Raw genomic sequence first — 12711 nt, 5'->3', positions numbered from 1 at the left:
GCGGGGAACGAGACGGCCAGTCTGTCAGCGTTGGAAAAGCATGGCCGGCGCATTGTTCCGCGTCACCCAGATTTCCGCGCGACCATCGCCATCCACATCCACCAACGTGAGGGACTTCACTGCGCCCGGCACCACGAAGCCACTCTCCGTCGGATCGAGCGCGGTGAATCCGCCCTGCCCGTCGCCGAGCAGCACCTGACCCAGCCCGCCGTCAAAACGCCCCACCAGATCGATCGGGCTGTGATCGTTTTGCCCGGCGATCACATCGGCAAAACCGTCGCCATTCACGTCATCCACGACCAGCGCCATGATCGGCGCAATCTGGGCGATGCGCGGCCACGGCGCGAAACGCCACGTGCCGTCGGGCTGACTTAGAAACACTCCACTTTGGAACTGCTCCGCCTCCCAACGCCGCGCCGCGGCCAGTTGCTCGGCGTCGAACAACGCGTCGATCGTCTGGTCGGCGTAATCGACCGTGAAGCGATACTTGCGCTGCAAGGCGCGCACCTGCCCGGTGAGGTCCTTGCGCTCGCGCCGCGGGAACAACTTTCCCGCTTCGTAGTAGGCTTCGACGAGCGTCGGACTACCCCGCCGCCGTCCGCTGAAATTGCCCAAAATCGCCACCGCCGGACCGTCGCCGTAATACGTATTCAGACCGACATTACCGGCCGCCACGTCGAGCCGTCCGTCACCGTTAAAATCGGCCACCGCCAGCGACCGCCACCAGCCTGTGCCCGCCGCGTCAAAACCGCTCGTCACCGACGCATCAATCCACTCGCCACCGTCGTTGCGCCACCACTGCACGGTGCCCCAGTCCGTCATCAGCACGAGATCCAGCTGGCCGTCACCATCGAGGTCCACCGCCTGCGCCGCCGTCACCATGCCGGTGCGACTCAGCGGCTCGGGCGTGATGTCGACAAACGTTCCGCCGTCATTGCGCAGCATTGCGCTGCGCGGCGCGCTCGGGTAAGCGCCTGGCGCGATGCGACCGCCGATAAAAAGGTCGTCGTCGCCGTCACCATCCCAGTCGGCCGCCACCACCGCACCGACACTAATCGGCAGGTCAGGCAGCGTGCCCTCCGGTGCCGGCGAAAACCCACCGCGATTGAGAAAGAGGGTCGGCTGATAGGCCGTATCGCGCAGCCGCGTGTTCGCGCCCGTGCGCGTCACCAGCAAATCGTCGCGCCCATCACCGTCGGAATCGAAGAGCAGCACCGGCCCCATCGGCAGGCGACTGTCACCCGCCAACGGCGGCGCCGCGACGGAATTAAAACGATCACTACCGGTCCCGATCAGGATGCGCGGCGATTCCATCGAGGTGCCGCTCACCACCAGGTCCGGGTGCGCGTCACCGTTCAGGTTGCCGACAGTTACCAGCGGTCCCGGCCGGTTAAAGCGAAACGGCAGCAGCGGCTGCCCGTTGGGCTCATCAACGATGCGTTCCGCGCCCGGCAGATCCATCCCGTGCGTCGCGGCCACTTCGCGAAAAAGGGGCACGGGGTTCGACGGCGGTGTCACCGGAGTATCGCCAGCTTCGGTCACGGTGTAGTGCCGATCGGCGGCGAGGTCGGTGAAGCGCTGTTCGTATCCACTCGGCCACTGCACGACCAGCTCGGCGATGTGCTCCTGCTCGCCGAGACCAAAATGCACCAGAGGCTGGCTGGTGGAAAGGTAACCCCGATTGGGAATCAACTGCCGCACCTGCTCCTGCCCATCTGCTGTGCGCAGTCGCACGATCGCGCCGACGCCGCGCCGGTTGGAGGCCGTGCCCTGCAGCGCGAGGGTGATGCGATGCCCGCTGGTGCTGTCGTTGCGGTAAACCGACGGCGGTCCTTGGTAATTGCCGTGCACGAGGTCGAGGTCGCCATCGCCATCCAGGTCGCCGGTGGCCGAACCAAAACTCACCCCGTTGCGGGCAAAGCCCCACTCGGTGGAGATCTGGCTAAACCGCAGGTCACCCTCGTTACGAAACGCGAGGTTGGCCTCCTCCAGCACCGGGCTGTCCAACATGATACGAATGGGCGCGCCGGGATTTTCCGAGATCATGATGCGCTCCAACAAATCGGCGCCGTGATACTCGCGATTCATGCCGTTGGTCACGGTGAGGTCCACCCGACCATCGTTGTCGTAGTCCTCAAATCGCGGCGACCAGGTCCAGTCAGTCGCCCGCAATCCCGCAAGCACCGCCGCCTCGCGGAACCGACCATTGCCGGCATTGAGATGCAGGGCGTTGCGCATGTATTGGGGCGGCACTGGTGAGGTCTCGTCAATCTTCTGCCCGCGCACCCGTGAGCCCGCCATGCTGCGCTGATCCTTTTCGTGCGAGGTCGTCGCCATATCGGCCACCAGCAGGTCAAAGCGGCCGTCGTTGTTCACATCGGCAAAGTCAGCCCCCATCGAGTAGTGCGACATGTGCGGCACCGCGTCGTTGATGATGTTGGTGAAGGTGCCGTCGCCGTTGTTGTGGTAGTAGCGGTCGGGCGTGGCGAAATCGTTGGCCACCCAGATGTCGGGATGGCCGTCAGCATCAAAGTCACACCACGTCGCGGAGTGCCCGGCGGTCACGCCGCTGATGCCCGCCCGCACCGTCACGTCCTCAAAGGTGCCGTCCCCCCGATTACGCAACAGGTAGTCGCGACGACCGTCGGGGTTATTGACGTAATCCATCATGTTGGTGAGCACGTAAACATCGAGCCAGCCGTCACCGTCGTAGTCGCAGAACGTGCCCACGCCGGACCCGTCCACGATGTCCAAACCCCGCGCTGCCGCCTCCTCGCGGAAGGTGCCGTCTCCACGATTTAAATACAACAGGTTGGGCGCCGCGTAACGGCAGACGTAGAGGTCGAGGTCGCCGTCATTATCGATATCGGCAAACGACGCGCCCTGCTCCCAGTCTTTCTCGCCGGGTTCACCCTCGTTGAGCGGCAAACCGGCGCGGGTGGTCACGTCCTCGAAGCGCCAGTCCCCGAGGTTGCGGAAGAGGCGCGAGGTTTCGGTCTTCGAGACTACAAACACGTCGGGCCGACCGTCGCCGTCGTAGTCGCCGATCGCGACACCCGTGCCCATACCGCCGAAAGTCAGCTCCCGATAAAACTCCGCCCACATGCGCGGGTCATCGTAGTTGTTGGTTGTGACAATTCCCGTGCGCGCGGGGACGAGGGTCGTAAACAGCGTGGTCCCGTCCGGCTGCGAGCGGGGCGCGAGGGGCACCGACTCGATCTGGGCGCTGGAGACCGTCGCCAACGCTAAGAGCGGAAGCAGCAAACGCATCATCGGCTCAAGCTGATCCGGGATTCGCCCGACGGCACGGCATGCTCCGTCGTGGTCCCATCCGGCCAACGCACTTCGAGGCGCGCCCCGGCCGGCACGTGAGTAAAGAACGCGCTGGGCGCAGATTGGCTGAAGTAACCGGCGCCCACGTGCAGTTCCTCCACCTGCCGGTGTCCATCCGGCGCGATCAGGCTCACGCGCGCTCCCGCCGCAGCGGCGGACGGCAATCGCACCTCCAAGCCGCCCTCAACTTGGGTATGCAAAGCGACGGTTTCGCCGTTGTTGCGCGTGCCGAAGAGGTCGGGCACACCGTCACCATCGAAGTCGAGCCGCACCAGCGCCTTGGCGTCGCCCTTCAGATTGATCCGGCTCTCAGCCGACGGCACCGCGACAAAACCGCCCGCGCCATCGCCGCGCAGGAATTGCCCCACGCCGCCATCGTAGCGGCCCGTAAACGGCATCGGTGCAAAGCTGTTCTGCATCGCCACGATGTCTGCCAAACCATCGCCATCGAAGTCACCGGTCACGACGCCTTGCAGGGGCGCGATCTGCGCGATGCGCGGCAGCGGTTGAAACGCAAAGGAACCGTTGGGTTGGCTCAAGAAAACGCCGCTGCGTAGTTCAGTCGCTGCGTAACGATCGGCGGCGGCGAGTTTGTCCTCGCCCACAATTTCTGCGAGCGTGGCCGCCGCATAGTCGTCGTTGCTGCGGAACTTGCGGCGCACCGTCGGAATGACACCGCCCAACACCTTGCTGGTGCGTCGCGGCAACAGGCGGCCGTCCTCGTAGTGCGCCTCCAACAAGCGTTTCACGCCTCGCCCCCGACCGCGGAAGTCGCCGTGAAAGAGCACCGCCGGGGCGTCGGGTGAAGCGTGATAGGGCGTATTCAGTCCAGCATTACCCGCGACATAGTCCATCTTCCCGTCACCGTTAAAATCCGCCGAGGCCAACGAGGTCCACCAGCCGCTACCCGCCGCAGCGAAGCCCCAGGCGGTCGATTGATCGGAGAAACTACGCCCCGCCTCGTTACGGAAGGCCCGCACCCCGCCCCACTCCGTCGCGACCAGCAGGTCGAGCCAGCCATCGTCGTCGATGTCACTCCATAGCGCGGAGGTCACCATACCGACGCTTTCGAGCGCTTCGGCGACCACCGAAAAGCGGCCGCCCTCATTGTGCAGCAGCGCACTGCCGGGAGGAGTCGGGTATTCGCCGGGCGTGACGCGACCGCCGAGGAAAACATCAAGGCGACCATCCCGATCAAAGTCCGCCGCGGCCACCGCTCCCACGCTGAGGGCGAGCTCCGGCAAGGCCCCCACCGGGGCCGGGCTCAGGCCTCCGTTGCCTGCGTTGAGGAACAGCAACGGTTGGAACGCATCGTGACCGGCCGGCAGGCTGTCCGTCGTGCGCGTGAGCAGCAGGTCGAGGTCGTTGTCACCATCGACATCCAGCAGCAGCAACGGACCGTCGTTGAGCGTGGCGTGCGCCGTGAGTTGGCCGATGGAGCCCGAGACGAACTTGCCGCCACCGGTCGCTGCGATGATGCGCGCGGGTGATTCGGTCGTGCCGCCAAGAATCAGGTCGTCGCGGCCGTCGCCGTTGAGGTCACCCACCGCGAGCGCCGGACCGAGCCGGTCGAAGCGCGTGGGCGCGAGCGGCTGGCGGGTGTTCTCCCGGAAGGCGCCTTCGCGCGAGGTGAAGGCAAGTCCGCTGGCTTCGGTGACATCGGCAAAATAACCGGGCGCGGGCTCCTCGGGAGCGGGCGGGGTGGCCGCGGCCGGCTCCGTCAACACGTAGCGACGGCCGGCCGCCAGATCGGTGAAACGCTGCACCACCCCACTCGGCCAGCGCACCTTGATCGACTGAACCGTATCCACGTCGCCGAGACCGAAATGCAGGATGGGTTCACTGTTCGACAGGTAACCGCGCACCAACACCAGCTCGCGCACCTGCGGCCCGGCGGTCGTTTCGATTTCGACGCGGGCACCGACGCCGTGCCGATTGGATTGGGTGCCTTGCAGCGCGAACTGAATGGCGTGCTGCGTGGCGGGCGTATCATTGCGCAAGACTTCGACCGTCTCGCCGTAGTTGGCGTGCACGATGTCGAGGTCGCCGTCGCCATCGAGGTCGCCCATGGCGGCACCGAAGGACACGCCCACTTTGTTGAGACCCCACTGCGCGCCGACTTCTTCGAAGACCAGGTCACCGTGATTGCGAAAGGCGAAGTTGGCTTCGCGCAGCATGTCGCTCTCGCGCATGGTGCGCAGGCGCACGTTGGGGTTTTCGGCAAGGATGATGCGCTGGCGCAGATCGGCGTTTTGATATTCGCGATTCATGCCGTTGGTCACGTGCAGATCGGCGAAGCCATCGTTGTCCAAATCCTCCCAGCGGATGGACCACGTCCAGTCGGTCGCGCCGAGCCCGGCCAAGGCGCCCGCCTCCTGAAAGTGCGGCATGTCGGTGTTGAGGTAGAGGCAATTGCGCAGCCGTTGCGGTGACTGCGTGAAGCTGTCGCTGTCCTCGCGACTGAGCTCGCGGGAGCTGGCCATGCCGCGCTGATCCTTCTCGTGCGAGGTGGTGGCCATGTCGGCGACGAGGAAGTCGATCAGGCCGTCGTTGTTCACGTCACCCTGGTCGGCGCCCATCGAAGAATAAGGCATGGTGGGCAACACGTCGTGGATGACGTCGGTGAAGGTGCCGTCTCCATTGTTTCGATACAGGAAGTCGGCCGGCGCAAAGTCGTTGGCCACGTAGAGGTCGGGCCAGCCGTCCTGATTGTAGTCCCACCAGGAGGAGGAGTGCGCGAGGTTCTGGCCGGAAATGCCGGCGGCCTCGGTCACATCCTCGAAGGTGCCGACGCCGCGATTGCGAAAGAGGAAGTCGCGCTGACCGGCATGACTCTCGTTGGCGTTGAGCATGTTGGTCTGCACGTAGACATCGAGGAAACCGTCGCGATCGTAGTCGGCAAAGGCGCCGACGCCCGAGGCATCCACCACGGCCAGACCGCGGGCGGCGGCCTCCTCGGTAAAGGTGCCGTCGCCCTGGTTGATGAAAAGCCAGTTGGGCACGCCCCAGCGGCAGACGTAGAGATCGAGGTCACCGTCGTTGTCGATGTCGGCGAAGGTGGCGCCCTGCTTCCACGCCGATATGCCGGGATCGCGGCCGTCGGGCCCGTCGCCACCGCGGTAGCCGGTGCCAGGTTTGGGCGCGGACCCGGCGGTGATGCCGGCGGAATCGGTCACGTCCTCGAAGCGCCAGTCGCCGAGGTTGCGAAAGAGGTGACAGGTCTCGGTCTTGCTGACGGTAAAGATGTCGGGGCGGCCGTCGCCGTCGTAGTCACCGATGGCGATGCCGGTGCCCATGCCCCCAAGGGCAAATTCCTGGTAGCGATCGCCCCACATGCGTGGATCGGCGTAGTTGTTTTCCGTGAGCACGCCGGTCTGGGCGGCCGGCAGGGACGTGAAAAGCGTGGACCCGCTCCGTTCACTGCGGGGCGCGAAGGGAGTCGACTCAGGGGCAGAGGTCTGTCCGGCCAGCCAAGCGGGCAAAGCGACGGTGCTCAGGACCGCAGCGGCGCATAGGCAAAACCGAAACCTCACCGTCGAAAAGGCAGGGGTAGCGACAGTCGGCATGGGCGGAAGCAAAGGAGGCGGTCACCTCCATATGAGTCAAGGTAAGGCTATAGGTTGACCGGGTCGTTCGGGCTCGCGCCGGGACAGCGCTTGCCAGCCTCTGCGGGGCCACCTTGAGTGGGGGTTTTCTCCCGCCCTACCCCTTTTTGTGCGTATGAATCAAAGCCCCCGGCAACGCTCCTTGGTCTGGATCGGATTGTGTCTACTCGCCGCCGTGCTGCTCGCGTGGGTGGACGTGGCCGCCGTCAAACGGGTCGATGCCGTGGCGGACCGCGAAACGCCGCGCCCGGCGATCGATGCGGAGTCGCCGACCGGCTACGTCGACGGCAAGCGTTACCTCATCCCGTTGGACCACAACGCGGAGAGTTTTCAATGGATCGCCCAGGCGCAGTTGATGACTGCCGCCGAATCGTGGCGCCTGCGCGAAGTCGACTACGACAACGCGCCACGCACCCGCCCGGTGTATTCGCCGTCACCCTACCGCTGGTGGCTGGCGGCGTTGGGCAAGGCGCGGGCAAATGATGAGCGGCCGGTGGGAGTTGCGATCGAGGACGGCCTGAAGCTCGCCGACCCGTTGTTGCACTGGTTGGTGGCGATCCCGGTGGTGGTGCTGGTGGCGTGGCGCTGGGGAGCCTTTGCGGCCGCGATCGCAGCGCTCGGGCTGGGCATGACCTATCCGGTGCTGAGTGCGTTTTATCCCGGCTCCCCCAACGACCGCAGCCTCGCCACGGTGGCGGTGATTGGCGCGGTGCTGCCATTGCTCATCGGTGCAACCGGGTGGAAGCCGCGGCTGATGTTTTTGCTGGCGGGGGTGGCCGGGGCGTTCGGCCTGTGGGTGGATCCCAACCGCGCCGCACCCGTGATCATCGGACTGGGCGTCGCCGCACCGCTGGCCGCATGGTGGACGAATCGGAACCGCCCCGCGGATGTGGCGACCGCCGTGGCAAGCGCGGCATTGCCGTGGCGCACGTGGGCGATTGCGGGGGCCAGTTGCACGCTGCTGGCGTGGTTGGCGGAAAATGCCCCCGACCGCCTGAATCTGTCGGAGCTTTTGCTGCGCAACGTGCACCCGTTGTATGCGGTGTCCTGGCTCGGTCTCGGCCTGGTGGCGGCGCGTTTGACTCAAGCTTCCCGTGCCGGCCGCGGGCCCTTGCGCGGCGTTGGCATCGTCGAACTGGTGCTGGGCCTCGCCGCGTTAGCGGCGCTGCCCGTCGCGATGGCGATGACTCAACAGAACGCGTTTTTGGCCGGCGATGCGGTGAGCGCACAAATGTCGCCCCTGCCTGGCGCGGAGCGTGCCGCTGGCCTGAAGGATTGGCTGAACCGCGAGGGCGTGCGCCTCTCGTTTTGGGCAACGGCGCTGCCGATCCTCGGCACGCTCGGACTGACGCTCGTGCTGAATCTGGGCAAACGCCTGTCCGAGGGGATGGCCCAGGCTACACTGTTGGCAGCCGGTCCTGTGATCGCCGGCATCATCATCGGCTGGTCGCAAATATCTTGGTGGATGACCACCGGCACGCTCGCCGTGCTGGGCGCGACCGCGCTGGCGGCCACCTGCCGCGAAGCGCCACAGCGCAAACGATTCATCATCGCGGCGGCGATCGTCGTGCTGCCGAGTCTGGCGCGCGTGCTGCCTCTCACCCTCCCGGCGCAGGCACAGGCTCTGACAACGGCCGAGGAGCAAACCCTCATCGAACGTGATCTGGGTTATTGGCTGACGCAGCGCACCAACGACTACCGCTCGGTGGTGCTGGCTCCGCCGGAAGTGGTGCCGTCCCTTTACTACTACGGGAGCGTGCGAGGCCTCGGTTCGCCTTACCAAGGCAACCAGGAGGGATTCGGTGCAGCGGTGCGTATCGCGGCGGCGACCTCCCCCGACGAAGCCGAGGCGCTCGCGACTCAGCGTGAGTTGTCCCACATCGTGATGCCAAACTGGGACCCGTTCCTCGACGAGTATGCGCGACTCGGCGCCGCCCAACCGCAGCACACCTTGGTCGCCCTCCTGCACAACTGGCTGCCGCCCCGGTGGCTGCGCGCGATGCATCATCCGCTGCCAGAGATCGAGGATTTCGACGGCAACGGCGCGGTCATTTTTGAGGTGGTGGATGTGCAAGACAACGCCACCGCGCTCAGTCGCCTCGGCGAGTATTTTGTCGAGACCGGCCAGAAACGTTTCGCCCTCGGCATCGCCAAAACCCTGGAGGACTCGTTCCCCTCCGATCTGGGTGGATTGGTGGCGCGCGCGCAAATCGCGGTCGCGTTGAGCAATCGGGCCGACTTCGAACGCGCGATGGACGCGATCATGCCCTACCTCGAGGATGCTCGTGACGGCGACCTCCTGTGGGACCGGCGGGTGAATCTCGCCAACCTGCTGATGCTCGCCCAAAAAACCGACTTCGCGCGCGAGCAGGCCCAGTTCTGCATGGATGAGGTCGACGAGTTCCTCCTGCGCACGGTGACCCCGCCGACCCTCCACCGCTTCATGTTGCTGTGCGGCATTCTAGACGAGCCTTTCCCCGAACCGGAACTGCGCGAAGCCGCCCTGCGCCTGCTGCCGCCGGATCTGCGAGCCGCCCATAATCAACCGCAGCAGCAGGACTGACTCGAGGCCATGCCTTTCGCGTTCCGCCAACATCTGCCATCCCTGCTGGCCAGCGCTGTGATCGGCGGTGTGATCGGCTGGGGGGGGGTGCAACTGATCAAGCCCAGCGCGCCGGAGGATCCGTTGGCGGCCCCCATCGCGACCGCCAGCACGTCTGGCGCCGCCCCGGCCATTGCCTACGCTCCGCAAGCAATCGGTGCCCCGGTGGAAGAATTTGGCCGCCCCTTCGTGACCAACCTCAACGTCTTCGACCTCGATCAGGACGGGTTGCTCGACGTGCTCTACTGCGAGTCCTCCACCAATACGGTGCGGTGGATTCGCCAGGCGACACGGGACGTGTTTGTGGAGCATATCATCGGCGAGGACATCGCCGGTCCGGCCAACGTTTGGGCCGCCGATCTCTACGGCAACGGGCGGCTCGACGTGCTCGTTGCCAGCATGGGCCAAATCATGCCCAACAACGACCGCATCGGCGCGGTGGTCGTGCTGGAGAATCTCGACAACCAACGTTTCCAACCGCGCGTCCTGCTCGAAAACACCGCCCGCGTCACCGACGTGCGCGCGGCTAATTTCAGCGGTCACACCGATGGTCGACTCGACTTGGTCGTAGGGCAGTTCGGCTACGATCAGGGCGAAACCCAATGGATGAAAAACGAAGGCGACTGGCGCTTCACCGCCCGCCGCGTGAATGCCCAATCCGGTTGTGTGCACACCCCGATCGCCGATTTCGACGGTGACGGGCGGCCCGATTTTGCCGCCTTGATCACCCAAGAGTGGGAGGAGGTGCACCTCTTCACCAACCAAGGCGACGACACCTTCGCCGAGAGCATTCTGTGGGGCTCCACCAACGAGGATTTTGGCAGCAGTGGCATGAAGGTGCATGACCTCAACCAGGACGGTCGACCGGACCTGATCGTTTCCAACGGTGACGGTTTTGATTACTCCGTGCGTGGCCCCCGCCCCTGGCACGGCTTGCAGTGGTTGCGCAACGACGGGGCCGGCAAATTCACGTATCAGCGGATTGGTTACATGGGCGGCGCCTACGCCCCCTCCCCGGCCGATCTGGACGGCGATGGCGACATCGACCTCATCTCCGTGAGCGGCTTTGGCGATTGGTCGAATCCAGCGACCCCGGCCCTCATTGCCTGGCTGAATGATGGAACGGAAACCTTCACCCCCGTCACGGTCGCGCGCACTCCCATCCAACTGATTACCGCCGACACCGGGGACTTCGACGGTGATGGCATCCCGGAGTTGGTCACCGGCGGCTTCCACGGATTCCCGCCCTACGAGAACATGAGCAGCATCACCCTGTGGCGACGCCAGTGACAGATTCCCGACCGCCGTGGCGCGCGCGCTGGCCCCTGCATCTCGCGATCGCCGCCGCCAGCGCCAGCGTGGTGGCCGTGGCGCTGTGGCCGCGCCAGTCGGAGCGCCTGGAGCGTTATCTGCCCGCCACCGTTGAACTGAACGGTCGCAACCCCTTTCTCACCGACAGTATCACGGCCGCGGAACAGGCCGCGCGGGAGACCCCGAACGTCGAAACCGTGGCTGAGCTGGGACGCCGCTACCATGCCAATGGCTTTCACGAGGCGGCCCGCGCCTGTTGGATGCTGCTCTCTCAGGAAGCCCCGGAGAACGGACATTGGTCGCACTACTTGGCGCAGTTGGCGCGCATACGCAGCGACCAAGCGGCCATCGCCCGCCACCTGGCTCTCACCGTCAAACGCGCGCCCGATTACGCCCCGGCCTGGCAACAACGCGCGGACCTCGCCTTCAAACAGGGCGACTACGCGCTGGCCCGCACCGCCTACCAACAACGACTGCAGCTGCTGCCCGATGACGCCCACGCCCGCCTCGGCTTGGCCCGTCTCGCCCTCATCGATTTTGAACGGGAGGAGGCCAAGCGCCTGTTGCTGGAGATCATCAAAGATCACCCCGACTTTTCCGCCGCGCACAACCTCTTTGCGCAGCTCGCCGCCGAGGAAGGTCAGGAGGAGTTGGCCGCACGGCACCGCTGGCTGGGGCATGAGGCGGGTCGCTTTGAGGAGGCCAGCGACCCGTGGATGCGAGAGTTGGAGGAACGCTGCCTCACGCCGGGACGGCTGCGTATCATCGCCATGCGCGAGTATCAAAATGGACGCAACGAGGAGGCGCGCACGCTGTTTGAACGTGCCGTGGATGTGGACCCGGACGACCCGGGGGGCTGGAACCTGCTGGGGGATCTGTATCTGAAACTTGGTGACACAGACCGTGCCATCACTGTGCTGCGTGACGCCCAACGCCGTTTCACGACCGCCGGTCAGGATATCCCTATCTCTGTCTATTTGAATCTGGGTGAAGCTCTGCGGACCCAGGATCAGGTGGCCGACGCCGAAAGGACCTTGCGCGAAGGATTGGATCACCACCCGGAATCGTTCGAATTGCACAATTCGCTCGGAATCGTGCTGCAAGCACAGGGGAAAGGCAGTGCCGCCATCGCGGAATTCCGCGCGGCTCTGGCACGCAATCCACTCGATGCGGACGGCAACTTCAACCTCGCGACTTTGCTCTTCAATCGCGGGGCCGAAGCCGAGGCGATCGAGCTCCATCATCGCGCTCTGCGCTCCAAACCCACCTATCCCCCCTCGCTGATGTTCCTGGCCATGCACGAGATGCGGCAGGGAAATCTGGACGAGGCCAAACCCTACGTGGACACGCTCTTTGACGCCTTTTTCGGCGTGCCGGAAGTGCGCCAAATGGTGGCCCGTTGGCATTTCCTCGACGGTCTGCGGCAGCGAGATGCGGGGCAAACCGGCAACGCGTTGGCGGCGCTGCGCCGAAGCTTCAACATTGCGTCTGACCTACCCGGCGTGGCCGAGCTCTACGGTAACCTCCTGCTGGAACACGGTGAATTGGCGGAAGCGCGCGCACCGCTGACTGAGTTTTACCGACAACAGCCCGAGAATCCGCGGAGTGCCATGCTCTTGGCCCGGCTATACGCCGGCGAACGCCGCTTTCGCCAAGCGCGCGAGTTGCTGACTCACGCCGAAGCCGCCGCGAGACAACAGGGCGACGAACGCCTCGCGGCCTTCTGCCGCGAGATCCTGGGACAACTGCCGAAGCGCTGAGCAGGATTAGCCCGCGCCAGCGGGCACAGTTCAAAGCGCAGCGCCAGGAAAGCGCCGGAAGACCTCGGTCGCTTCACCGGCTGAGGACTACCTAAGGGAA

At 65.1% G+C, this 12711-nt stretch carries 5 protein-coding genes; 3 read left to right on the top strand and 2 right to left on the bottom strand.

What is annotated here, in order from left to right; all coding sequences use genetic code 11:
• Positions 1–24: 24 nt before the first annotated feature.
• The gene (locus tag K1X11_RS18590; protein WP_221030659.1) at positions 25–3273 is read right to left on the bottom strand and encodes a VCBS repeat-containing protein; all 3249 of its coding nucleotides are present in this window, start codon (positions 3271–3273) and stop codon (positions 25–27) included.
• The gene (locus K1X11_RS18585; protein ID WP_221030658.1) at positions 3270–6899 is read right to left on the bottom strand and encodes an FG-GAP-like repeat-containing protein; all 3630 of its coding nucleotides are present in this window, start codon (positions 6897–6899) and stop codon (positions 3270–3272) included. The genes K1X11_RS18590 and K1X11_RS18585 overlap by 4 nt, the downstream gene beginning before the upstream one ends.
• 154 nt (positions 6900–7053) lie before the next feature.
• On the opposite strand from K1X11_RS18585, the gene K1X11_RS18580 reads away from it, so the two are divergent.
• From K1X11_RS18580 to K1X11_RS18570, 3 genes are read left to right on the top strand one after another with little or no spacing between them, the layout of a single operon-like run.
• Positions 7054–9501, top strand: a complete 2448-nt coding sequence (locus tag K1X11_RS18580; protein WP_221030657.1) for a hypothetical protein — start codon at positions 7054–7056, stop codon at positions 9499–9501.
• A 9-nt stretch (positions 9502–9510) separates the two neighbouring features.
• Positions 9511–10830 (top strand): FG-GAP repeat domain-containing protein, encoded by a 1320-nt coding sequence (locus K1X11_RS18575; protein ID WP_221030656.1) that lies wholly within the window; start codon positions 9511–9513, stop codon positions 10828–10830.
• The gene (locus K1X11_RS18570) at positions 10827–12611 is read left to right on the top strand and encodes a tetratricopeptide repeat protein (protein ID WP_221030655.1); all 1785 of its coding nucleotides are present in this window, start codon (positions 10827–10829) and stop codon (positions 12609–12611) included. Before K1X11_RS18575 ends, K1X11_RS18570 begins: the two co-directional genes overlap by 4 nt.
• Positions 12612–12711: the final 100 nt, after the last annotated feature.

This window comes from Actomonas aquatica (genome assembly GCF_019679435.2).
Classification (GTDB): domain Bacteria; phylum Verrucomicrobiota; class Verrucomicrobiia; order Opitutales; family Opitutaceae; genus Actomonas; species Actomonas aquatica.
Note: the sequence above shows the minus strand (reverse complement) of the source record. Positions and strands in the feature narration are given on the sequence as shown.